The following is a 23,472-nucleotide window of genomic DNA, read 5'->3' on the forward strand; positions in this document are numbered from 1 at the left end:
AACCGATGTCGAAGGCATCGGGAGCCTCACGAACAGCTGCGTCCAGCCTGCCTCGGCCCGCAGTCATCTCGTCCGACGACGAAGGAGGAGACAGTGTTCCCTCGAACGCCTGGTATGCCGCGGCCATGGGTCGCGAAGTGGATCGGACCCCGCTGTCACGCACGATGGGGGGACGCCCGGTCGTCCTCTACCGCACCGAAGCGGGCGCGCCGGTCGCCCTGGCGGACGCCTGCTGGCATCGGCTGGTCCCGCTGTCGCTCGGCTCCCTGCGCGGTGACGACCTCGTCTGCGGATACCACGGCATCGCCTACGACCCGCGCGGTCGATGCACCTTCATGCCCTCCCAGGAGACGATCAACCCCAGCGCGTCCGTGACCTCGTTCCCGGTGGTGGAGCGGGACCGGCTCATCTGGGTCTGGCTCGGTGATCCGGCGCTGGCAGATCCCGGCACGGTCCCGGACCTCCACTGGGCGGACGACCCTCGCTGGGCCGGCGACGGCGAACTGCTCGCAATGGAGTGCGACTACCGACTGATCCTGGACAACCTCATGGACCTCACCCACGAGAGCTTCATCCATGGCTCCAGCATCGGGAACGCCGCCGTCGCCGAGACACCGTTCACCGTGAGCCACACCGACGACAGCGTCACCGTCACCCGGTGGATGCTGGGGATCACGCCTCCCCCCGCCTGGGCGGAGGAGATGCGACTGCGCTTTCCCGACTACGACGGCCCCGTCGACCGATGGCAGGTCATCCGGTGGCAGGCACCGTCGACCATCACGATCGACGTGGGGGTGGCGAAGGCCGGCTCCGGCGCCCCGGACGGGAACTACGACCAGGGCGTGCGCGGTTACGTGCTCAACACCGTCACCCCGGAGACGGACCGGACCGCGCACTACTTCTGGTTCCGGATGCGCAACCACGCCCTCGACGACGTCGTTCTCACCCGTGCCCATCGGGCAGCGGTCCACCGGATCTTCGGGGAGGACGAGGTGATGCTCAACGCCCAGCAGGTCGCCGTCGACGCCCACCCCGGCTACGACTTCTACAACCTCAACATCGACGCCGGCAGCATGTGGGTCCGACGCATGATCGGCCGGCTCGTTGAGGCCGAGGCGGAGCTGGTGGGCGCCCGCTCCGACGGGACGAGCTGATGGCACACCGTGTGGCCCCGCGGTGGGAGCGCGCGGTCGTCGCCTCCTCGACGACGGTGGCCGATGGCGTCCGGCACATCCTGCTGGACATTCCCCGGAGCCGCCCCGCCCCGCCCGGCTCACACGTCGACGTGCTCGTCCCGACGAGGGACGGGGGGCAGCTCGTCCGCTCCTACTCGGTGGTCGAGCACGGCAGGCAGTCCGGTGGCTGCGGGATCGCGGTACGTCTCGATCCGCGCAGCAGGGGTGGCTCCGCGTTCATGCACACGCTGGAGGCGGGCGACACGGTGACGGTGTCGCAGCCCGTCCAGGACTTCGAACTTACTCCCGGCCGGGAGCGGTACCTGTTGCTCGCCGGCGGCATCGGTATCACTCCCCTGCTCAGCATGGCGCACGCGCTGGCGGCGTGGGGCGCCGACTACGAACTGGTCTACGCGGGGCGGTCCCGCGCGTCGATGGCGTTCCTCCCCGACCTCGAGGCCGACCATGCCGCCAGGCTGCGGACCGTGGTGGACGACGAGGACGGACCGCTGGACGTTGCTGCGCTCGTCGACGGCGTCAGCCCCGACACCGAGCTCTACGTCTGTGGCCCCTCGGGCATGCTCGCCGCCGTCCAGCACGCGTGGAGCACCAGCGGCCGCCCACCCGCCCGCCTGCGCTTCGAGACGTTCGGGAACAGCGGCAACCTGCCGACCACACCGTTCATCGTCCGTGTCCCACGGCTGGGCCTCGATGTCGAGGTGTCACCGGGGAGCACGGCCGTGCAGGCTCTGGAGGCAGCAGGCGCCGAGGTGATGTCCGACTGTCTGCGGGGCGAGTGCGGGCTGTGCGTCGTCCCGGTTCTCGCCGTGGGATCAGGAGCCATCGACCACCGGGATGTGTTCCTCAGCCCGCGGCAGAAGTCCGCTGGCCGCGACATCTGCCTCTGTGTGTCGAGGGTCGCCGACGGCGAGATCACCGTCGAGCTTCCCTGACGCGTCGACGCCGACCTCGACCGCTGTGACCGGGCTGATCGGGCTCGCGGAGCGCGTCGCCCTCTCCGGCGCGCGGCTGCGACTGTCCAGCCCGACCGGCGGGCCGACCCCTGCCGCGGGTCGAACCGAGCGTTTGCCAACCTGGTCATGTACTGGCGATGATGAGGATCTGAACTGCGCCATGAGGTTGTGCGCGGTGTTCACTGGAGCGGATCCTCCTCAGGACTCGCCAGTTCCTCAACTCGGCATTGGCCCGCTCGCCTGGTCCGCGCCGCACGAATCGGTAGCCGGCAGCCGAGGCACGTCGACGGGGTCGGGCTGGCGCTGCTCGCGCACCAGCCCGACCCGTTCGTCGACGCATACCTCGCGCGAACGTGTGAAGACCCGCCCGTCGCCGCGGTTCCCGATCCTGGCCGCCTCCGCCAGTCGCTCGCCGAGATCCGTGCACGGGGGGGCTACATGGTCGCCCTACTCCTGGACGCGACGAACGCGCTGCACGAGGCACTGTGCCGGCCCGGGATGCCGACCGCCTCCGATCTCCGCTGGATGGCCACCCGTGCGCGCTGACCGGCGCGTCGCCACCACGAGCAGGCCGTGAGCCACCCTGCTCGGCGACGGTCAGGCGTTCTGGGGGAAACCGAGGTTGATGCCGGCGTGCTGTTCCCGCGCGGCCGGGTCGAGCCAGCGGGTGGTGACGACCTTGCCGCGGGTGAAGAAGTGAAAGCCGTCGGTGCCGTGGGCGTGGGTGTCGCCGAACAGCGAGCTCTTCCAGCCGCCGAAGGAGTAGTAGGCCATCGGGACCGGCACCGGCACGTTCACCCCGACCATCCCGACCTCGATCTCGGTCTGGAACCGCCGTGCCGCGCCGCCGTCGTGGGTGAAGATCGCAGTGCCGTTGCCGTACGGGTTCGCGTTGACCAGCTCGACGGCCTCGTCGAAGGTGTCGACCCGCACCACCGACAGCACGGGGCCGAAGATCTCGTCGGTGTAGATCGACATGTCGGGCGTCACGTCGTCGAACAGGGTCGGCCCGACGAAGAACCCCGCACCTTCGGCGTCGTAGGAGCCCGCCCGCCCGTCGACCACCACGGTCGCGCCCTCGGCCTGTCCGGCGTCGATGTAGCCCGACACCCGTTCCTGCGCCGCTCTGGTCACCAGCGGTCCCATGTCGCAGCCCCGGGTCCCGTCGCCGGTCCGCAGGGCGACCGCTCGGACCTTGATCTTGGCGACCAGCTCGTCGGCGATGTCGCCGACCGCGACCAGTGCGGAGATCGCCATGCAGCGCTCACCCGCCGAGCCGAACCCGGCGTTGATCGCCTGGTCGGCGGCCAGGTCGAGGTCGGCGTCGGGAAGGACCACCATGTGGTTCTTCGCCCCGCCCAGGGCCTGGACCCGCTTGCCGTGCGCGGTGCCGGTCTCGTACACGTAGCGCGCGATCGGGGTCGACCCCACGAACGAGATCGACTTCACGTCCGGACTGGTCAGCAGGGCGTCGACTGCGGTCTTGTCGCCGTTGAGGACGTTGAACACGCCGTCGGGCAGCCCGGCCTCCTTCCACAGTTCAGCGATCCACAGCGCCGCGCTGGGCACCTTCTCCGAGGGCTTGAGCACCACGGTGTTGCCCGCGGCGATCGCGATCGGGAAGAACCACATCGGCACCATGGCCGGGAAGTTGAACGGCGAGACGATGCCCACGACGCCCAGCGGCTGCCGGATCGAGGCCACGTCCACCCCGGTCGAGGCGTTCTGCGTGGCCGACCCCTTCAGCAGGTGCGGTGCCCCGCAGGCGAACTCCACGACCTCCTGGCCCCGAGCGACCTCCCCGGCGGCGTCGGAGAGGACCTTGCCGTGCTCGGCGGTGATGATCGCCGCCAGCTCCCCGGCGCGCTCGTCGAGCAGCTGCCGGAACGCGAACAGGATCCGGGTCCGTCGGGCCAGGGAGGTGTCCCGCCAGCCGGGGAACGCGGCCTTCGCGGCGGCGATCACCTCGGCCGCCTCCTGCTCCGACGCCAGCGGCAGGGACGCGGTCACCGCACCGGTCGCGGGGTTGGTGACGTCGGAGAACCGGCCCGACTCCCCGTAGACCTTCTGACCGTCGGCCCAGTGGAAGAGGGTCGTGGTGGTGTCGATCGTGCCCGTCGACGTCATGGGTTTACCTCGCAACAGGGGATTCAGAGGGAAGGGCTCGTGCGGTCGTCGACACCGTCAGTAGTGTCGATGAGCTTGCCGAGCAGGGAGGCCAGCTGCCGTTGTTCGTCAGCTGTGAGGCGCGCGAACAGGCGGGCCTCGACCTCGTTGTGCAGGGCGAAGGCGTGGCGGACGGCCTCGCGGCCGGTCTCGGTGAGGCGGACCCGGATCAGCCGACGGTCCTGTCCGTTGGCCTTCTCGCGCTGAACGTAGCCGTAGCGCTCCACAGTGGACAACACACTGGACACCGTCTGGCGGGTCACGCCTGCGATGCGGGCGATGCTGCGGGCCTCGATCTCACCGTACATCCAGACGATGAACAGTACGCGGAAGCTGGGCCAGCTCAGCTTCTCCGCCCGGAAGATCAGGGACTCTGCCTCGGAGATGAGGCTGTTGGAGGCCCCGACGAGGTTGAGGCCCACCCGCATGGCCTCCTCGTCCACCTCGGGGACCTGCTCACGGGCGGCGGCAACGGCCAGCTGCACGTGTTCGGCGCGGGAGATCGTGGTCGGGTCGACGGCCATCGCGACATCATCCACGGCCACTCAAGGGGTTGACACGGTTCCCGGTCGGTGTCCACACTTCGCCATCATCGGAGATAGATCGATATTTGACAATCTCTGAGCGGCGAACAGCTCGGTTCGGTCGAGCAGGACCCGATGTCCCTCGCACCGCGCCACGTTGTACCCGCCTTCACCCCTCAACGACGATGGGAAACCCATGAGCTCAAGCAGCGGTGCCTCGACCTCGTCGGCCGGCCGGGCGCAACCGGGGATGGTCAAGATCGTCACGGCGAGCCTGGTCGGAACGACGATCGAGTGGTACGACTTCTTCCTCTTCGGCTCGGTCGCGGCCCTGGTCTTCAACAAGCTCTTCTACCCGGACTTCGACCCAGTCGTCGGCACCTTGCTGTCGCTGTCGACCTTCGCCGTCGGCTTCGTGGCGCGTCCGGTCGGCGCGGTGGTGTTCGGGCATTTCGGCGACCTCGTCGGCCGCAAGAAGATGCTGGTGCTGAGCCTCGTGCTGATGGGCGCCGCCACCGTCGCGGTCGGCCTGCTGCCCACGTACGCGCAGATCGGTGTGGCCGCGCCGATCCTGCTGGTCGTCTGCCGGCTGCTGCAGGGCTTCGCCGTCGGCGGCGAGTGGGGCGGCGCGGTGTTGATGGTGTCGGAGCGCGGCGACACCCGACGACGTGGCTTCTGGAGCTCGTGGCCGAACGTCGGACTCCCGGCGGGCCAGGCCCTCTCGATCGCCGTCCTCGTGGTCCTCGGCGCGGTCCTGAGCGACGACGCGTTCCTGGGCTGGGGCTGGCGGGTTCCGTTCCTGCTGTCGGGGCTGCTGCTGGTCGTCGGACTGTGGATCCGCCTCTCCCTCGACGAGTCACCGATGTTCAAGGAGGCGCAGGCCGCCCGGCAGGCGGAGGGCGCGCCGCGCAAGGCGCCGCTGTTCGAGGTCCTGCGCCACTACTGGCGTGAGGTGCTGCTGGTGATGGGCGCGCGGCTGTGCGAGAACACCTCCGGCTACATCTTCACCGTCTTCATCCTGACCTACGCCACCCAGCAAGGCCTGTCCCGGCAGGTCGCCCTCTACGCCGTGATGACCGCCTCGGTATGCCACATGATCGCGGTTCCGACGTGGGGGGCGCTGTCGGACCGGTTCGGCCGTCGTCCGCTCTACATCGGCGGGGCCGTCGGTGTCGGGATCTGGGTCTTCGCCGTCTTTCCGCTCATCGACCTCGGCTCTCCGGTGCTGCTGACCCTGGCTGTGGCCGTCGCCCTGATCTGTCACGGCGGCATGCTCGGCCCGCAAGGTGCGCTCTTCAGCGAGCTGTTCGGCACGTCGGTGCGCTACAGCGGTGCCTCGATCGGTGTGCAGTTCGCGTCGATCTTCGGTGGCAGCCTCGCCCCGATCATCGCCGTGGCCCTGTTCGCGGCTTACGACAGCGCCGTCCCGGTCGCGATCTACGTCGCGGCCACCGCCGCGATCACCGTCGTCGCCCTCCTGCTCACCCGGGAGACCGCGCGACGCGACCTCACCTTCGACGACACCGCCACGAGCCGGACCCCCGCCGTCACGGGTACGGAGAAATGAGCCGGATCGACGGCGCCGCCGTGGTGACCGGCGCAGCCGGGGGCATCGGGTACGCCCTCGCCGCCCGATGCGCGGCCGACGGGATGCCGATCGTGCTGGCCGACGTCGACCCGGCCGGGTTGGACGAGGCGGCCCGCCAGCTCACCGACACGGGCGCGACCGTGCTCACGGTACTCACCGACGTCACCGATCCGGCCTCGGTCGAGGCACTCGCCGAGCGCAGCTGGGAGCGGTTCGGCGCAGTCGCCCTGGTCTGCAACAACGCCGGCGTGGGGCCCGGCGGAGTGGCATGGGAGATCCCGGACTCGGTGTGGCGATGGGTGATCGACGTCGACCTGTGGGGAGTCGTGCACGGGGTAAGGGCGTTCGTGCCGCGCCTGGTCGAGCAGGGGCACGGACACGTGCTGAACACGTCCTCGGTGGCAGGCCTGGTGGGCACGCCCGGCATGGCGCCCTACTCCGCCGCGAAACACGCCGTCATCGGACTGTCCCAGTCGTTGCGCCGCGACCTGGAACTGGCCGGTTCGCCGGTGGGTGTGACGGTCCTGTGTCCGGGCATGACCCGCACCCGGATGAACGAGTCCGGCCGCGCCTGGCCGTCGGCCAGGCTGGGTCCACCGCCCGCGGGCGGGTTGGAGCCGAGCCACCCGGCCACCCGGGCGGAGTTCTACGCTCGGATGAACAGCGAGGGGCAGGACGCCGACGCCGTCGCCGACGCCGCGCTCACCGCGGTCCGGGAAGGGCGGTTCTGGGCCGTCCCCGATACCGCCGTACTGCTCCATGTGGAGACCGAAACCGAGGCCATGCGGGCGGCCGCGGCCCGCGACGACGCACGACCGCAGGAGGAGAACGCCCGATGAGGAGCCTCGACGGCCGCACGGCCGTGATCACCGGGGCCGCCAGCGGGATCGGCTTCGCCCTGGCCCGCGAGGCAGCGCGCGAGGGTATGCAGGTCGTGCTGGCCGACGTCGAGCCGCGTGCTCTCGACCGCGCCACCGACGAGCTCGCCGCCCAGGGGGCGAATGTCCTCGGTGTGCGGACCGATGTCGGTGACATCGAGGAGGTGCAGGCCTTGGCCCGCAGGGCGCGGGAGGCGTTCGGACCCCCGTGGCTGGTGGTCAACAACGCCGGCGTCGCCTTCTCCGGGCGCAGCTGGGAGCTGCGCCACGGCGACTGGGAGTGGTCCCTGCGGGTCAATCTGTGGGGCGTGATCCACGGGATCGAGGCGTTCGTGCCCGATCTCGTCGCCGCCGACGACGGTCACCTCGTCAACACCGCGTCGATGGCCGGGCTGCTCACCGGCCCCGGCAGCGCGCACTACAGCGCAGGCAAGCACGCCGTGGTCGGGTTGACCGAGGCGCTGCACCGCGAGCTGCGGGCCGCCGGATCCCGCGTGGGCGTCTCGCTCGTCTGTCCCGGCCTGGTCCGGACCAACATCAGCACCGCCCGCCGCAACGCCCCCGCCGCCCTGGGCGACGCACCGGCCGTCAGCGCCAGCGGCCGGATCGCCGACGACGACCCCGCCCGGCTGCCCCCGGACGTCGTCGCGGAGCAGATGCTCGAGGCGGTGCGCCACGACCGGTTCTGGGTCCTCAGCGACCCCGATCGCTATGCCGACGCCCTGCGTACCCGCACCGAGCAGATCCTCGTCGGCGACGATCCCGACGAGAACAGCATGGACCCGGTCCTCGGCTCCGCCCAGAACGAGACCCGTCCGACGGAGAGGAATCCCTGATGACCGACACCGTGACCGCCGGACGCGCGATCGTCGACACGCTCGTCGCGGAGGGGGTGACCCAGGTCTTCGGGATGCCGGGCGGGCACGTCCTCGGCATCTACGACGCCCTCTACGACACCCCGCAGATCCGCACCACCCTGGTCACCCACGAGCACCAGGCCGCGGCGATGGCGGCCGGCTGGTTCCAGCTCACCGGCGAACTGGCCGCGGTCGTCGTGACCGCCGGGCCCGGAGTCACGAACGTGCTCACCGCGGTCGCCGAGGCCCACATCGGCGCGATCCCCATGCTCGTGCTCGGCGGCCGAGGCGCGAGCGCCACCGTGTACCGGGGGGCCAGCCAGGAGATCGACACCCACGTGATGTTCACCCCGGCGACCAAGTCCGCGGTCCGGGTCGACCGAGCCGACCTGCTGGTGACCGCGGTGCGGCAGGCCGTCGCCGCCGCACGCGGCGGCAAGCCTGGACCCGTGTTGGTGGACATCCTTCGGGACGTCCTGTCCCAGCAGGTCCCCGCCCAGCCCTACCTCCCCGCCGGCCCGGCCGCCCGGATCGCCGCCGACCCCGCGGTCGTCCGCCGCGCGGCCGAGGCCCTGCGCGCCGCCCGCTCGCCGTTGCTCGTCGCCGGCGGCGGTGTGATCGCCTCCGGTGCGGCCGAGCAACTTCGAGCGGTGGCCGAGCGGCTGGCCGCGCCGGTGCTGACCAGCCTTGCCGGGCGCGGCAGCCTCCCCGAGGACCACCCGCTCGCCGCGGGCGGCCTGGGAGCACACCGCAACCCGCTGGCCAAACGGTTGCTGGCCGAGGCCGACGTGGTGCTCGGCATCGGCACCCGCTTCGAGGAGATGGAGACGAACTGGCAGCCGGGCGCGGTCCCGGCCCCCGACGCGACCTACATCCAGGTCGACGTCGACCCGCTCGAACTGAGCCGCAGCGTCCCCGCGCGCATCGGGGTGGGCGGCGACGCGCGGACCGTGTTGCAGCAGTTGGCCGACGAGCTCGGTCCGGCCGAGGGCGAGCACGCCCGCATCGCGGAGATCGCAGCGGCGGTCGCGGAGCTCGACGCCGGGGCGGAGGCCATGGCCGCGTCCACGGAGCGGCCGATCCATCCGGTCCGGGTCATCCGCGCCGCCCGCGAGGTCTTCCCCCGCGACACCACCCTGGGCGTCGACGTCGGCGTGCTCGCCCAACACATCGGCGGCGCGTTCCCTCACTTCCGGGTGTTCGGCCCCCGGACCACGATCGTGCCGTCCAGCTTCTACGGCATGGGCTTCGTGACGGCCGCGATGCCCGTCGCGAAACTGGCCCGCCCGGACAGCCCGGCGCTGTGCTTCACCGGCGACGGCTCGTTCCAGATGGTGAACACCGTGCTCCCGGTCGCCACGGCCAATCGGCTGGCGGTCACGTGGGTGGTGCTCAACGACGAGGCGCTGGGGTCGATCCGCGACATCCAACAGTACGTCTTCGACGGCCGGATCATCGACACCGAGTTCGCGTACCAACCCGACTTCGCCGCCCTCGCCGAGGCCTGCGGTTGCCATGGCGAACGCGTCGACGATCCGGACGAGGTCGAGGCAGCGCTCGAGCGGGCGTTGAAGGCCAACGAGGCGGGGCGGCCCGCCGTGCTCGACGTGCGGGTGGCCCGCGTGCGCCTGGCCCAGACCCGCGAGCACTACGCGAACACCTACCCGCAGCAGCAGGACGCCTCGTGACCAGGTTCGACTTCGGACAGCCGGTCGGCGGCATGATCCAGGTCACCTACACCGTGCCCGACATCGATACCGCGATGAAGGCCTGGACCGAGCGCGTCGGGATCGGGCCCTGGTTCGTCCGCGGTCCGTTCACCCCGCCCGGAGCGCGGTACCGCGACCTGCCGACCGCTCCCACCCTCACCCTCGCCCGCGCGTTCAACGGCCACACGATGATCGAACTCGTCCGACAGCACGACGACGGGCCCTCGGTCTACCGCGACGTCATCGAGGGTCAGGGCCGCGGCCACGGCTTCCACCACATCGCGATCGGCGTGCACGACTTCGACGCCGCCGTGACCGGGCACCGCCGCGCCGGTGCCGAGGTCGTCTTCACCGACACGCTGCCTACCGGCGCCCGCGTCGCCTACGTCGACACCACGGACATCCTGCCCGGCATGGTCGAGATCGTCGAGATGAACGAGGCCCAGGAGCGCGTCTACACCGACATCCACCTGGCCTCCGTGGGCTGGGACGGCACCGACCCCGTCCGAGAGGGTTGACCCGACGATGCCCTCTCCGACCCTGCTCCTACTCGTCCTGGAGGTTCAGCCAGTGCATGGCGTCCAGGGCGATGCCGACGTTCGTGCCGTGCCGGTCCAGGGTGACGGGCAGGCGGTCTTCGGCGCGGCGAACGCGTTGGAGGATGGTGTTGCGGTGGGTGAACAGCAGCTCTGCCGTCCGGGACGCGTTGTACCGCTGATGGATGAAAGTTCGCAGAGTGTCACGGAGGTCCTGGGGCCCTGAGGTCAACGGGCCCAGGGTCGCGTGGACGAACTCGCGTAACCGGGCTTCATCTCGGGCCAGCAACAAGACGGCGGCGACGTCGTCGTAGCAGGCGATCCGGTGTGCGTTGGTGCCCTGTACCAGCCGTTGGGTCTCCACCGCGCGATCGTGGGTGCGACGGAACCCGTCCACTCCCGACTCCGACGATCCGATCGCCACCCGGATGTCGCGATGCGGGGCCAGTGCGGTGTCGAGCGCCCCGACCGAGACCGGGTTCCCGGGCGTCAGCCACAGCCACAGTGAGGATGCGCTGGCGTGCACGAGCAGCCGGCTCCGGCACTCCATGATGCGCCCGATCTCGCTCGCCACCTGCACGAGTGCCGCGCGATCGGCTAGCTGTGGTGGTGCCCAGAGGATCACCCCCAGGTGTCTGGCGGTGAGTGGGTAGCCGAGACTCTGGTCGACACCGGTCACCGGTACCGGCGCTCCACCCAGGATGAGATTGACCAGCTCGAGGCGTCTGACGTGCTCGTCACCGGACAGGGCTGCGCGCTCCTGCTCCAGAACCCTGCTCAGGGCCGTGACCGTGCGGTCGGTCCAGAGCGACAGTGAGCGCGACGCCCGGTCGAGAGCGGGTTCCAATACGGCGGAGTCATCGCACAGAGAGAAGGCGATCCGCATCAAGACGGACAACATCTCCTGTTGAGCGGCGTGGTGAGAGATGCGGAAGGTGTCCTCCTCACCCCAGCGGTAGCCGTCACGCGCGATGCCGATGATCTGGCTCGTCAGGTAGGGCTCCACGTCCCCCCGCGGGTCCTCGTGCATCGAGCGGGCCCAATGGTGGGTGTGGGCCCGGGTCGCCTCACCGATCGCGTCGGCGATGGAGGGGTCCGATCCGAAGCGGGGACGGATGGCCTTGAGGAGTGCGTCCTGGATCGGGCGCAAGAGGGCGGGGTCGGCCAAGATCTCCTTGCAGACAGCACGGAGCAACTCTTCGGAGTCGCCCGATAGACCGGCGCCATGCATGGCGTCACGCTACCCGCCGGCGGTGCAGTATGCACTGACCTGTCAGGGGATACTGTGCACCACACCATTGAGTGCCGCCCGTCACACATCGACGATGGATGGGTCGGCGCGCTCGGCCCGACCCCGCGATCGGACAACGGCGAACGGCGAGGGAGTGCCAGGTGGCTGATGTGGTGCCGCTCGGGACCGGAGCCTGCGGGCCGGTCGTGGTCACCGAGACGGGCACGGCGGATCCCGGGTCGACATGGAGCCCAGGGACTCGAAGTGTGCCGGGAGAACGAGGCGATCCAGCGCCGACGTCCGACGAGATCACCACGCACGATCAGCAACCCGAGGAGAACACATGGCCGGCAGAGCGTCCAGGGAGAAGCCGCGCAAGTGGATCGACGCCGAGATCGAGACGCTCGACCCGGACGTCGACAGCGCCCGCATCTGGCAGCTGGGCAACGCCTACCGGACCAACCCGATGATCCTCAACATGGCGGTCTGTCAGGGCTTCCTGCGGCTCGTCGGGCCGGGCAGCGGCGCACGCACACTCGTCCGCGGCGGCAAGGGCAAGGTCGTCCTGCACCAGCAGCGTCGGATAGAGGGCACCATGCGCGAGGTGTGGACCTGGTACCTCGGCGAGGGTGCGCACGACCCGCGCGTGCGTGAGTCCGTCGAACGGGTCAACCGACAGCATGACGCATGGGCGGGGAAGTACCCCGAGGCGATCTTGGACGTACGCCAGTACACGTACACCATCTGCGTCCTCGCCGCCGAGCCGCACCGGGTCATGCGGCGGCTCGGCCTACCCGGCTTCAGCGCCACGGAGCAGCGGGCCGCCCACCGGCACTGGTCGCAGATCGCCGGACTGTTCCGCATCGGTTCGGACCCTGGCGTCCCGGTCCCGGCGGACTTCGACGGGATGCTCGCATTCCTGGCCGAGTTCGAGCGCAAGGACTACTCCACCGCTCCGGAGAGCAACGTCGCCGCAGAGGCGCTGCTGCAGCAGTTCTCCGACCGCTGGTTCCCGCGCCCCTTGCACGGGTTCGGTCGTGCTCTCGTGCTGTCCATCGCCACCCCGGAGCTGATCGCCGTCCACGGGCTCACAGCCCCACGGCCGCTCGTGGCCCGGACCCTGCGGCGGACACTGCGCACGCTGATCACCGTGCAGAGCCGATGGGCGCCCGACCCGGTCGAGCCCGCACCGATCCTCGCCGCGTTCGGCGAGCCCCACCCGGAGTCCCCGATGAGCGGCCGACTGAAGGCCGCTCTGTCCGGCATGCGGGGGCCACGGCCGGCGCCAGGCGGGTCGACGAGTACCAGCGTCTGAGCTGTCGGCCGGGACCGGTACCGCGGTCGTCGGGATCCTCGTGCTCCGGTCACCCGACAGGTGCCTCGCCTGCGGGCGAGGCACCTGTCGTCCCGACGACCGCGATCCGCCTGCTCGGCGAGGCACCTGTCGGTTCTTCACCGACGTCCCACCGCCGCCACCTGCAGGTTCCGGTCAGAACGGGTACGGGGCGATGCTGCCCCGCACCGTCAGCCACTGCGTCTCGGTGAACGCCTCCAGGTTGGCCTCCGGGCCACCGAACCGGGAGCCGGTGCCGGACGCGGCGACACCCCCGAACGGTACGTTCGCCTCGTCCGCGACGGTCTGCTCGTTGATGTGCACGATCCCGGACGGCACCGCGTCCGCGACCTGCATCGCCGATCCCACATCCCCCAGGATCCCCAACGACAATCCGTACTCGCTGTCCGACGCCAGCCGGACCGCCTCCTCCACGGTGTCGAACGCGACCACGGGCGCCACGGGGCCGAAGACCTCCTGGGCGTACGCGGGCATGTCCGGCGTCACGTCCGCCAGCACCGTCGGCGCGTAGAACAACCCGTCGAAGGTCCCGCCCGCCGCGAGCCGACCACCGGCCCGCACCGTGTCCTGCACGAGACCGTCCACCCGGTCACGCTGGCCGGCATCGATCAGCGGACCGAGTGCGACCTGGCCGGTCGCCGGGTCACCCACCGGCAGCTGCCGCGCCTTCTCGGCAAGCGCCTCGACGTAGCCGTCGTAGACGCTGGTGTGCACCAGATGGCGACCGGTCGTCATGCAGATCTGCCCCTGATGCAGGAACGACCCGAACGCCCCCGCCGACGCCGCCTTCGCCAGATCGGCCCCGGGCAGGACGACGAGCGCGTTGTTCCCGCCGAGTTCCAGGTGCGCCCGCTTGAGATGCTCCCCGGCGAGCCTGCCGACGATCCGCCCGGCCCGGGTGGAGCCGGTGAAGGAGATCACGCGCACCTCGGGGGCGGTGACCACCGCCTCACCGATCGACCCGTCGCCCGGCAGCAGGTGCAGCAGGCCCTGCGGCAGCCCGGCCTCCTCGAACACCCGCACCAGGGCCACGCCACCGCACACCGCGGTCCGCGGGTCCGGCTTCAGCAGCACCGCGTTCCCCAACGCCAATGCCGGTGCCACCGAACGGATCGAGAGGATCAACGGGAAGTTGAACGGCGCGATCACCGACACCACCCCAGCAGGCCGCCGGCGCGCCAAGCTCCACCGCGGCTCCGCACTCGGCAGCACCGACCCCGAGAGCAAGGACGGCAACGCCGCCGCCTCGAAGCACTCCTGGCTCGCGACGTGCGTCTCCATCGCGGCCTTCGACGGGATCGAGCCCGCCTCGCGGACGATCCACGACTCGATGTCCGCCGCGTGGTCCAGCCACAGCTGTCCCGCCCGCCGCAGGACCGCAGCACGCTCCTCGTACGACGTCGCCGCCCAGTCCCGCTGCGCCTGTGCCGCGGCGGCGGCCGCCTTGGTCACGTCTTCCTGCGTCGCCACCCCCAGGCGCCCCAGGACGTTCCCCGTCGCCGGCTCGACGACGTCCGCCGCGCCACCGCTGCCCGGTACCCAGCCCCCCACCGAGAAGACCCGTTCCGACCAGATCGCCGGATCCAACAGACTCATGACCGTTTCTCCTGTGCTCGAGATCGATGTGTGCGACGTCAGCTGGTGCGTGCCGCGTCCAGCAGCGGCTCCAGTGCCTGCCGCGCGTCGTCGGCCGTGATGATGTCGCCGGGCTGCACGAGGTAGAGGTTGCGCGACGCGACGTCGATGAACACGTTCTCCCCCAACAGCTTCGCGTCGGCGTCGTACGGCCAGATGTTGGCCACCCGTTCGGTGAGGACGTAGGTCGCAGCCGGGTCGGCACCGTCGACGACGACGCCGAGCAGGGGCAGCGCGGCGCCGGGGACGACGTGGGCGAGCTCGGACTCGAAGGCGAGCCCCCAGTCGGCCACGGCCATCCGCTCCACGAGGGGCATGATGAGATTGAGTCCGACGTCGGTCATCCCGCGGTAGAAGCCTGCGACGGCGTCGTACCCGTCGAAGACCTCGGTCCTCGTGCCCTCGGCCACCCGGTAGACCGGGTGCGAGCAGGTGAGCTCGGGCACGAGGATCTCGGGCCAGCGGCCTGTCACCTCGAGCATGGCGTGCCGCCGGAAGTTCTCCAGGATGGCGCGCTGACGCTCGTCGGTGACGACCCCGAGGAGCCGGTCCGCCTCTCGCGGGACGGCCAGGACGTCGAGCTTCGGCGCGGGTTGCTCGGACAGGGCGAGGGACACGGGGCCTCCTAGGGTGTGGGTCGTTCGGGGTGGGTGGGCCGCCCGGCGTCGTCCTTCACTTGGCCGTCGCCCCTCCGTCGACGGGCAGCGCGACACCGGTGACGAAGCCGGCCTCGTCCGAGCAGAGCCAGGTGGCCGCCGCGGCCACCTCGGACGGCTCTCCGAGCCGGTGGATGGCCATCCGGCCGACCCACAGCTCGAGCTGGTCCGGGGGGAGGACGTCCATCAGCGGCGTCCGGATGGACGCGGGACAGACCGCGTTGACCCGGATCCCGGCCTCGGCGCACTCGACGGCGGCGGTCTTGGTCAGGCCGACCACCGCGTGCTTGCTCGCGACGTACGCACCGAGCAGCGGCGGCGAGACGAGCCCGGCCAGGGAGGACGTGTTGACGACGGCACCGGACCCGGCGGCGAGCATGTGCCGCAGCTGGTACTTCATCCCGAGCCAGACACCCTTGAGGTTCACCGCGAGGACCCGGTCGAAGTCGGCCTCCTCCATGTCGGTCAACGACGCCTGGTGCTCGATGCCCGCGTTGTTGTGGGCGAAGTCGAGCCGACCGAACCGACGGACACACTCGGCGACGAGGTTCTCCTGGTCCTTGGCACTCGTCACGTCACCCGCCACGAACTCCGCCGTGCCGCCCTCGGCGCGGATGAGGTCGACGGTGTGCTCTCCCTCCTCCGCGGTGGCCTCGAGGTCGGTCACGAGGACCGCACCACCACGCCGGGCGAAGGCGAGGGCGCTCGCCCTGCCGATCCCACCGGCGGCACCGGTGACGATGCCCGCGCGCCCGTCGAACCAGCCGTTCATGCCGGCGCCGCCAGGTCTGCCCCGGCACCGAAATGGACGAGTTCGAGCAGGTTGCCCTCCGGGTCCGCCATATAGGAGTAGCGGACAGCGGGGTGCGGCGCGGGCCCGGGCGGCACGATGACCGTGGCCCCGGCGGCCAGGAGACGCTCGAAGACCGTCTCCAGATCCTGGACCCTGACGCACAGGTGGCCGTAGCCGCGGTTGCGGACCGCCTCGTCGGGTCGGGCGTACCGGACCACCGGGTCGACGGAGTCCGACCGGTGCAGCAACTCCACCGCCCAGCCGTCCTCGCTGCGCAGCACCACGGCCGTCATCCCCGCGCCGTCGACGGTGAACCGGAACTCCTCGACGAGCCCGAAGGCATCACGGTAGAACGACAGCGCCGCGTCGAGGTCGCGGACGGACAGCCCGACGTGATCGAGCGCCGTCGCCGGTGGCCCGTCGGGAGGCCCGGGTTCGACCGCCGGAGGGCCCTCGGCGGCCGGACTCTCGACGGGGCGGTGGGATGCGCACATGGGTTCTCCTCGTGGTCCGGGTCAGGTCTGCAGGCGATGGACATGGGGCCTGCTCGCGCGTCTGCGGCAAGCGCTCGCGGGCGACGGCCACGTCGACGACCGGGGATCCCGTGCCGGTTCGCCGCGGCGGCACGGTCCAGGGCGGTGTCGGGACCGAGCACCTCCGTCGCGGGCCTGATGCCCCGGACCGGATGCAGGGGGCGGTGCGGGGAACGCGCCGGCTGAGCGACGTCCGCCTCGACCTCGGCGAGGTCGACGGCGAGTCGGGCCCGCCGCGCGGCGCCGCGCGGGACGTCCCGCCGCACCGCGGCCGATCCGGACGACAGCTCGCCGAGCAGCTGCTCCACCACGGTGCCCACATCCCCGACGAGGACGACGTCCGCCCGGACGCTGCGACCGATCTCGGAGGGCTCGATGTCGACCTGCACGTAGTCGGCGTTCGGCCCGGGAACGGCCCCCGGCTGTCCAGCACCGGTTCGGCGCGGTCGACCCGAACGGACCATGTGGTGATCAGTGCGAAGACGTCGTCGGTGGAAATCTCCTGGCTGGCCCCGCGGTGGGCGGCGACCGTGGACGCCCGCCCGCCCAGCACGACCAGCGGCAGCGGCCCGACCCACGCCCCCGCGACGGCGGTCACTGTGTTCGTCACCCCCAGCCCCGCGGTGACGAGGACGACGGCGGGCCGACCGGTGAGCTGCACGTGCACCGCCGCCATCGCCGCAGCCTGGTGCTCGTGCCGCACGAGAACGCTGCTGATCGCGGGCTCGTCAAGGATCGCGTCGTAGATCGGCAGGACGTGCCAGCCGGGCATCCCGAAGACCAGCGAGACCCCTTCTGCGACCTGAGCGTCGAGGATCGCCTTCCCACCGGCACGGAGGCGGGAGTGGCCCGTCGTGCCGCGGTGAGGTCCGGGCGTGCGCCGCCGCGGTCCGCCACCTGCTCGGCGGTCGCGGAGGTGGTCGTGGTGTCTGTCATGGAGCTCCTGTCGCGGACGGCTCGGTCAGGTCTGCAGCCAGTTGCCGGCGGGGGTCGGGTGGACGGTGTGCCCGCCGTCCACGGCCAGCGTCTGGCCGGTCATCCAGGACGCCGCGGGACCCAGGAGGAACCGGACGACGTCGGCGATGTCGTCCGGTCTGCCGATCCGGTGGAGCGGGTAGGCCGCGGCGACCTCGGTCTCGCGGCCCTCCCAGAGCGGGCGGGTGGCATCGGTGCGGACGAGCCCCGGGGCGACGGCGTTGACCCGGACGCCGGGAGCCAGCTCCAGGGCCATCGCTCGGGTGAGCTGCTGGAGGGCGGCCTTGCTCACCGCGTAGGCCCCGATCCCCGCTTCGGGGTGCAGCCCGGCGACGGAGGAGATGTTGACGACCCGGCCTCCGTGCGCGCCCATCCACGCCTCCCACGCGAGCCGGACCCAGTCCCACGCCGCGACGACGTTCGTCTCGAACGCCTGCCGCAGGTCCTCCGCCCGGGAGTCGACGAGGAGGGTCGGGGGCCCGGCCGCCGCGGCGTTGTTGACGACCGCGTCGAGCCGGCCGAACCGGGCCACCAGCCGGTCGACCGCATGCTCGCGATGGCCGGGGTCGGCGGCGTCTCCGGGCGCGGTCAGCACCCGGTCGCCACCGCCGAGCCGGTCCGCCGTCTCGCGGAGCGTCCCCGCGTCCCGCCCGGTGAGGCAGACGCTGCCTCCGCCGGCGAGCACGGCGCCTGCCACGGCCGCGCCGATGCCCCGGGAGCCGCCGGTGACGAGCACGACCAGGCCGTCCAGCTCGTCCGGTACGACCGGCCGGTCCGCGACCGGAGATCCGAGGGCGCGTGGTGATGTCATCCCGCTGTCGCCCCACCGTCGACCGGGAAGGCGACCCCGGTGAGGAACGACGCCTCGTCGGACAGCAGCCATGCGACCGCCGCACCGATCTCGCTCGGCGCGGCGAAGCGCTTCATCAGCTGCGGCGCGACGATCGCGGCCCGCAGGTCCGCCGGGAGCTCCGCCGTCATCGCGGTCTCCGTGGCGGCGGGGCAGACCGCGTTGACCCGGATCCCGCTGTCGGCCAGCTCCAGGGCTGCGCTACGGGTCAGACCGACCACCGCGTGCTTGCTCGCCGAGTAGGCGCTGCCGCGTTCCAGGCCCTTGAGCCCGGCGAGGGAGGCGGTGTTGACGATGCTCCCGCCGCCAGCGGCGAGCATGACCGGGATCTGGTGCTTCAGGCCGAGGAAGACCCCGGTGAGGTTGATGTCGACGACGCGGCGGAAGTCCTCGAGGCCGGTGTCCACCAGGGCGGCCGCGTAGCCGACACCGGCGTTGTTGTGTGCCAGGTCGAGCCGCCCCGCCCGGGCGACGACGTCCCGGACCGTCCGTTCCCAGGCCGCCTCGTCGGTGACGTCGAGCGGCTCGAACCAGGCGCCACCGCCCGCCTCCTGGACGAGCGTGACGGTCTTCTCCGCGTCGTCGGCACGAGCCGCGACGTCGGTCACGACGACGGTGGCCGCCGCCGCCCCGAGAGCGACGGCGCTCGCCCGGCCGATGCCGCCGGAGGCGCCGGTGACGAGTGCCACCTTGTCGGCCAGAGGTCCGGTCATCTCAGCTCACCGTCCCGGGCTCGACGTGCGTTCCCAGCGGTCGCAGCGGCCGATCGGCCGGGTCACGCATCGACCCCGGCCAAATCCCCTGCTTGCCCGGCGCGAGGATGCCCTGCGGGTCGAGCACGTCCTTGAGCCGCTCGGCGAGACGCAGCCCTGCGTGGTCATTCCAGTCGTACGTCGCTGCGACGTCGTCCATGTGCTCCAGGTGCGTCCGGTACGCGCCGTACCCCTGCTCGGCGCCGCGCTGCACGAGCGAACGCACCGTCGCGTAGGCCTCCCGGGTGCCGACCTCGTCCGCCGGGGCGAACCACAGCGACACGACCGCGATCATGACTCGCGGAGTGAGCATGAGCGACACGGCGAAGTCGACGCCGAGATCTCGGCACGCTCCGTCCAGGAAGTCGCAGAGGGCCCGCCCCGAGTGCCCGTCGAGCGGCGCCACCGGCGAGTAGTCGAGATGGCCACCCGAACCCCGCTCGTCCCAGCTGAGGTGCTCCAGCAGATCCAGTGACGGCACGCCGGCCTGGGTCGAGTCCGACTGGTGGCGCAGTCGCGCGACGGCACCCGCGGGGCCGGCGGGCGAGGTGTCCGACCGAGCCCGGTCCAGCAGCTCGTCGACCGCAGTGGCACCGTCCATGCGCCGCAGGCTCGTCCGCGCCGACGGCACCCGGGCCAGCGCCTGCTCGCACAGCGCCTGCTGAGCATCGACGACCGCCGCCGGTCCGTAGAGCGCGAACCTCATCAACCAGGCTCCACACCCGGTCTCGGCCCGCATCCGGAGCATCGTCTCCTCGGTGAGCGGTCCCGGGTCCTGCTGCCAGTGGCTGCGGGGGACGTCGCTGAGCGCCCCCGCGACGAGCGCCGTGTTGTAGACGATCGGGTGGTTGGGGATCGTGCCGTCGAGGAGCAGCGGCCGGACCGCGTCGATGAGCGCGGCCAGGTCCTCGTCCCGTTCCACGACGACGTCGGCCGCGACGTAGACCTCCGGCTGCGGGACCAGCCAGCAGCCCATCTCGGTGACGATGCCGTAGTTCGACTGCATGAAGATGCCGTCCGCGGACGGCCCGTAGCTGTACTTGCGCAGTGCTCCGGTGCGGGCCGTCGTCATGGCGCCGAGGCCCGTGCGCATCACCGAGCCGTCCGCCAGCACGACCTCCATGCCGCACTGCCGCGCCTGGTGGTCGCCGAGCGGGGTGAAGCCGATGCCGTGGTCGAGGGTGTTGCCGACGATGCTGCCCCAGCCCAGGTCCGGGATGGAGGGCCACAGCGGCAGCCGCCGACGCCGGATCTCTTCGAAGAGGTCGAAGAATCGGACGCCGGGCTGGACGACGGCGAAGGCGAGCTCCTCGTCGAGCTGGAGGATGCGGTTCATCCGGCGCAGGTTGACGACGACGCCGCCGCCCAGCCGCGGGGCGGGCCCGCCGTAGCCGTTGTTCCTGCCCTGGGAGATCGGCCACAGGTGCACGCCCGTCTCGGCGGCGATCCGGACGACCTCCTGGACCTCCTCGGTGCTCGCAGGCGACACGACCGCGGCCGGCTCGTGCTCGACCCAGGCGGGGTGCGCGTACGGGTCGCGGAACTGAGCGACCTGCGACGGGTCGGTCGTGACGTGCTCCTCCCCCACGACGGCGGCGAAGCGTTCGACGGCGACGTCGAGGCCGCCGGGTCGGGTCTGCGTCGACGGGTCGTCGGTCCGGGTGTTCATACGCTCTGCCTCTCCGTGGGGGCGGTGCCCGCCGCAGGCCCGAGTGCGTAGGCGGCGCTCAGGGCCTCGGGGTCGTTCTGCCAGGTTCGCGAGGCGGCGCTCGCGACGATGCGTCCGCCGGACAGCACGTGTGCGGTCGCGGACACCGCGAGGGCCACGTGCGCGAACTGCTCGATGAGCAGCACCGCCGTCCCCGCCTCGGCCACCGTCGACAACACGGGTGCGAGTCTGCGCACCACCACTGGCGCGAGTCCGAGCGAGAGCTCGTCGACGACGAGGACCTCGGGACGCCCGGCGAGCGCCTGGGCGAGCACCACCATCTGCTGCTGGCCGCCCGAGAGGGTGGACGTCACCTGGGTCCACCGCTCACGCAGCTCGGGGAACAGCTCCAGGGCATGCTCGATGCGGTCCTTGGCCGCCTTCTTGGGGACGCTGTTCGTGGCGACCTCGAGATTCTCGCCGACAGTGAGCGTCCTCAGCAGCCGCCGGCCTTCGGGGACGACGGCCACCCCGCGCCGCCGGATCCGCTCCGGTCGCAGGCCCGTGATCGGGCTGTCGCCGAGGCTCACCTCCCCCGACGTGACGGGGACGAGGCCACCGACGGCGAGGACCAGACTCGACTTGCCCGCGCCGTTCGCGCCGAGCAGCGCCGTCACCTCACCCGCAGGCACGTCGAGGTCGACGCCGTGGAGGACCTCCCGCCCTCCGCGCGCGACCCGCAGACCTCGCAGCCTCAGACCACCGGTACTCGGTGTCTCGTCGGTTGGGCTCATGCGACCTCCTCGGTCCCGAGGTAGGCCCGCCGGACGTGGTCGTCCTGGAGGACCTCCGCAGTGGGGCCCGACGCGATGACGCGGCCGAAGTCGAGGACGACGGCACGTTCGCAGCACGCCGACACGAGGGCCATGTCGTGGTCGACGAGGATGGTCAACGCCCCGAACTGCTCGGGGATCTCCCGGATGGCGTCACGCATCCGCTCGGTCTCGGCCTCGGGCAGGCCGGCCGCCGGCTCGTCGAGCAGGATGATCCGTGGCCGTCCGACCACCGCGCGCGCGAGCTCGACGCACCGGCGGTCGGCCGCCGAGAGCCCGGCGACCGGGCGCTCGCGCTGCCCGGCGAGGCCGGTGAACTCCAGCGCCCGATCCACCGCGGCCCGCCGGTCGCGCCGTCCGCTGCCGCAGTGCTCGTGGACCATGGCGACGTTCTCCGCGACCGACAGCGCCCCGATCGCCTGCTCGGTCTGGAAGGTGCGGCGCACGCCCCAGCGGGCCCTCCGGTGAGCCGGCATGCCGGAGAGATCCTCGCCGAACGCGACGACCCGTCCGGCCGCGGGCCGGACGAACCCGGAGAGCACGTTGAGCAGCGTGGTCTTGCCAGCGCCGTTGGGGCCGATCAGCCCGACGGTGCCCACGGGCAGCTCCGCCCGGACCCCGTCCAGGGACACCACGCCACCGAACCGGACTGTGAGGTCCTCGATGAGGATCATCGCCCCTCCCGCCGGGCCGAGGTGAAGGACGGTGCCGCGCCCGCGGCGGGGTGCCCGTCGTCGGGGCTGCGGACCGGCGGCGGTGTGTCGAACGGGGTTCCCGGCGCGACCGGCGCGGGGGCACCGGCAGGGCGGGGGCGCAGCCTGCGACCGAGCCGGCCCAGGTCGGACCCGAGCTGCCCCACGATCCCGCCGGGTGACGTGACGAGGGTCTGCACGAGCCCGAGCCCGAAGAGCACGAGGAGCAGGCTGCTGCTCACCCCGAACAGGTCGGTCACGGCCGGCATCACCTTCATGAGGACGCCCGCGAGCACCGCTCCCCACGGAGATCCCATGCCTGCCATGAGCACGACGGCCAGCAGGGAGATCGACTCCTGCGGGGCGAACTGGTAGACGCTGAGCCCGCCGCTGCTCCCGGCGAGCAGACCGCCTGCCACCCCGGTCATGAAACAGGCCAGGGCGAAGGCCACGAGCTTGTACAACGTCACGTTGATCCCGGCCGACCTCGCCGCGAACTCGCTCTGCCGGATCGCGGCCCACGCCCGCCCCGGACGGCCGCGCAGGTGGGCCAACGCCAGGGCGAACAGGAGGGCGCAGACGAGCACGGTGAGCCGGAAGTACGCCTCGTCGGTCGTCGCCCAGCTCGGTCTCGGAAGGGCCACGTTTCCGGGCAGCAACGGGTCGTGCCCGAGCAGCCCGCCGCCACCGTTGGGGAAGCCGGCGTTCGTCAGCACGATGGCGAGCGCGGCGGCGAGCATGAGCGTCACCAGCGCCAGGTGCAGACCGGACAGGCGCAGCGCGGGCAGGCCGATGAGCACCCCCACGACCGCCGTCACCAGCCCGACCGCCAGGAGCAGGAGAGGTAAGGGCAGTCCGAACGCCTGCTCGAGGCGCAACGCGGTCCATCCGCCGATCGCGAGGATGGCGATCTGCCCCATGGAGATGAGGCCCACCCGGCCTTGGAGGATTCCCAGCCCCAGTGCCACGACGGAGTACACGACCGCGGCGGTGAAGACCTGGAGCCAGTAGGTCCCGACGACGGGCGGTAGCACCAGGGCCGCAGCCACCACCACGGCGAGCGGCACGCCGAGGACGCGCCAGAGCTTCTCGGTCGTCCTGTGCATTCCAGCC

21 protein-coding genes and 1 pseudogene are annotated in these 23,472 nt (G+C 71.5%); 8 read left to right on the forward strand and 14 right to left on the reverse strand.

The window, feature by feature from the left end:
* Positions 1-5 precede the first annotated feature (5 nt).
* Positions 6-1,154 carry an aromatic ring-hydroxylating dioxygenase subunit alpha gene (locus tag Ae331Ps2_RS25795; RefSeq protein ID WP_083695991.1) on the forward strand — a complete coding sequence of 383 codons (1,149 nt, stop codon included), beginning with the start codon at positions 6-8 and terminating at the stop codon, positions 1,152-1,154.
* Positions 1,154-2,128, forward strand: coding sequence for a PDR/VanB family oxidoreductase (locus Ae331Ps2_RS25800; RefSeq protein ID WP_075305939.1), 975 nt, complete (start codon positions 1,154-1,156; stop codon positions 2,126-2,128). The genes Ae331Ps2_RS25795 and Ae331Ps2_RS25800 overlap by 1 nt, the downstream gene beginning before the upstream one ends.
* Positions 2,129-2,746: 618 nt before the next feature.
* Here Ae331Ps2_RS25800 and Ae331Ps2_RS25805 read toward each other — a convergent pair.
* Together Ae331Ps2_RS25805 and Ae331Ps2_RS25810 are read right to left on the reverse strand one after the other, a co-directional pair.
* Entirely contained in the window at positions 2,747-4,276 is a 1,530-nt protein-coding gene (locus Ae331Ps2_RS25805; protein WP_075305937.1) for a CoA-acylating methylmalonate-semialdehyde dehydrogenase, read from the reverse strand.
* A gap of 23 nt (positions 4,277-4,299) precedes the next feature.
* Complete coding sequence (locus Ae331Ps2_RS25810; RefSeq protein WP_075311689.1) at positions 4,300-4,839, reverse strand: MarR family winged helix-turn-helix transcriptional regulator; 540 nt, start codon at positions 4,837-4,839, stop codon at positions 4,300-4,302.
* Between the two features lie 196 nt (positions 4,840-5,035).
* Between Ae331Ps2_RS25810 and Ae331Ps2_RS25815 the strand changes: the two genes are divergently transcribed.
* Genes Ae331Ps2_RS25815 through Ae331Ps2_RS25835 form a run of 5 tightly spaced genes read left to right on the forward strand, consistent with a single transcriptional unit; the run spans position 5,036 to position 10,389 of the window.
* Positions 5,036-6,406, forward strand: a complete 1,371-nt coding sequence (locus Ae331Ps2_RS25815; RefSeq protein WP_083695994.1) for an MFS transporter — start codon at positions 5,036-5,038, stop codon at positions 6,404-6,406.
* Positions 6,403-7,266, forward strand: coding sequence for an SDR family NAD(P)-dependent oxidoreductase (locus Ae331Ps2_RS25820; RefSeq protein WP_075305933.1), 864 nt, complete (start codon positions 6,403-6,405; stop codon positions 7,264-7,266). The genes Ae331Ps2_RS25815 and Ae331Ps2_RS25820 overlap by 4 nt, the downstream gene beginning before the upstream one ends.
* Complete coding sequence (locus Ae331Ps2_RS25825) at positions 7,263-8,141, forward strand: SDR family NAD(P)-dependent oxidoreductase (RefSeq protein WP_075305931.1); 879 nt, start codon at positions 7,263-7,265, stop codon at positions 8,139-8,141. Before Ae331Ps2_RS25820 ends, Ae331Ps2_RS25825 begins: the two co-directional genes overlap by 4 nt.
* Positions 8,141-9,850, forward strand: a complete 1,710-nt coding sequence (locus Ae331Ps2_RS25830) for a thiamine pyrophosphate-binding protein (RefSeq protein ID WP_075329806.1) — start codon at positions 8,141-8,143, stop codon at positions 9,848-9,850. The genes Ae331Ps2_RS25825 and Ae331Ps2_RS25830 overlap by 1 nt, the downstream gene beginning before the upstream one ends.
* On the forward strand, positions 9,847-10,389 hold the full coding sequence (locus Ae331Ps2_RS25835; protein ID WP_083695996.1) for a VOC family protein: 543 nt from the start codon (positions 9,847-9,849) through the stop codon (positions 10,387-10,389). Before Ae331Ps2_RS25830 ends, Ae331Ps2_RS25835 begins: the two co-directional genes overlap by 4 nt.
* 28 nt (positions 10,390-10,417) lie before the next feature.
* On the opposite strand, the gene Ae331Ps2_RS25840 is transcribed toward Ae331Ps2_RS25835, so the two are convergent.
* A complete protein-coding gene (locus tag Ae331Ps2_RS25840) occupies positions 10,418-11,638 on the reverse strand; it encodes a CdaR family transcriptional regulator (protein WP_075305927.1) in 1,221 nt (406 codons plus the stop codon).
* A 343-nt stretch (positions 11,639-11,981) separates the two neighbouring features.
* Here Ae331Ps2_RS25840 and Ae331Ps2_RS25845 point away from each other — a divergent pair, with 343 nt between their 5' ends.
* Entirely contained in the window at positions 11,982-12,953 is a 972-nt protein-coding gene (locus Ae331Ps2_RS25845) for an oxygenase MpaB family protein (protein WP_075305925.1), read from the forward strand.
* A gap of 174 nt (positions 12,954-13,127) precedes the next feature.
* On the opposite strand, the gene Ae331Ps2_RS25850 is transcribed toward Ae331Ps2_RS25845, so the two are convergent.
* The 11 genes and pseudogenes from Ae331Ps2_RS25850 to Ae331Ps2_RS25900 all read right to left on the reverse strand — a co-directional run bounded on the left by Ae331Ps2_RS25850 (position 13,128) and on the right by Ae331Ps2_RS25900 (position 23,465).
* On the reverse strand, positions 13,128-14,588 hold the full coding sequence (locus Ae331Ps2_RS25850; protein ID WP_075305923.1) for a benzaldehyde dehydrogenase: 1,461 nt from the start codon (positions 14,586-14,588) through the stop codon (positions 13,128-13,130).
* 38 nt (positions 14,589-14,626) lie between these two features.
* Positions 14,627-15,244, reverse strand: coding sequence for a hypothetical protein (locus Ae331Ps2_RS25855; RefSeq protein ID WP_083695998.1), 618 nt, complete (start codon positions 15,242-15,244; stop codon positions 14,627-14,629).
* A 55-nt stretch (positions 15,245-15,299) separates the two neighbouring features.
* Positions 15,300-16,055, reverse strand: coding sequence for a glucose 1-dehydrogenase (locus tag Ae331Ps2_RS25860; RefSeq protein ID WP_075305921.1), 756 nt, complete (start codon positions 16,053-16,055; stop codon positions 15,300-15,302).
* A complete protein-coding gene (locus tag Ae331Ps2_RS25865; RefSeq protein WP_083695999.1) occupies positions 16,052-16,570 on the reverse strand; it encodes a VOC family protein in 519 nt (172 codons plus the stop codon). Before Ae331Ps2_RS25865 ends, Ae331Ps2_RS25860 begins: the two co-directional genes overlap by 4 nt.
* A gap of 595 nt (positions 16,571-17,165) precedes the next feature.
* Positions 17,166-17,381, reverse strand: a pseudogene (locus Ae331Ps2_RS34395) (thiamine pyrophosphate-binding protein); the annotation flags it as partial.
* A 189-nt stretch (positions 17,382-17,570) separates the two neighbouring features.
* The gene (locus Ae331Ps2_RS25875) at positions 17,571-18,395 is read right to left on the reverse strand and encodes an SDR family oxidoreductase (protein WP_083696002.1); all 825 of its coding nucleotides are present in this window, start codon (positions 18,393-18,395) and stop codon (positions 17,571-17,573) included.
* Complete coding sequence (locus Ae331Ps2_RS25880; RefSeq protein ID WP_075305917.1) at positions 18,392-19,147, reverse strand: SDR family NAD(P)-dependent oxidoreductase; 756 nt, start codon at positions 19,145-19,147, stop codon at positions 18,392-18,394. The genes Ae331Ps2_RS25875 and Ae331Ps2_RS25880 overlap by 4 nt, the downstream gene beginning before the upstream one ends.
* 1 nt (position 19,148) lies before the next feature.
* Positions 19,149-20,855, reverse strand: a complete 1,707-nt coding sequence (locus Ae331Ps2_RS25885) for an FAD-binding oxidoreductase (RefSeq protein ID WP_075305916.1) — start codon at positions 20,853-20,855, stop codon at positions 19,149-19,151.
* The gene (locus Ae331Ps2_RS25890) at positions 20,852-21,628 is read right to left on the reverse strand and encodes an ABC transporter ATP-binding protein (protein WP_075305914.1); all 777 of its coding nucleotides are present in this window, start codon (positions 21,626-21,628) and stop codon (positions 20,852-20,854) included. The genes Ae331Ps2_RS25885 and Ae331Ps2_RS25890 overlap by 4 nt, the downstream gene beginning before the upstream one ends.
* The gene (locus Ae331Ps2_RS25895; protein WP_075305912.1) at positions 21,625-22,341 is read right to left on the reverse strand and encodes an ABC transporter ATP-binding protein; all 717 of its coding nucleotides are present in this window, start codon (positions 22,339-22,341) and stop codon (positions 21,625-21,627) included. Before Ae331Ps2_RS25895 ends, Ae331Ps2_RS25890 begins: the two co-directional genes overlap by 4 nt.
* Positions 22,338-23,465 (reverse strand): branched-chain amino acid ABC transporter permease, encoded by a 1,128-nt coding sequence (locus Ae331Ps2_RS25900; RefSeq protein ID WP_075305910.1) that lies wholly within the window; start codon positions 23,463-23,465, stop codon positions 22,338-22,340. The genes Ae331Ps2_RS25895 and Ae331Ps2_RS25900 overlap by 4 nt, the downstream gene beginning before the upstream one ends.
* Between the last annotated feature and the right edge of the window lie 7 nt (positions 23,466-23,472).

The organism is Pseudonocardia sp. Ae331_Ps2 (assembly GCF_001932405.1).
Classification (GTDB): Bacteria; Actinomycetota; Actinomycetes; order Mycobacteriales; family Pseudonocardiaceae; genus Pseudonocardia.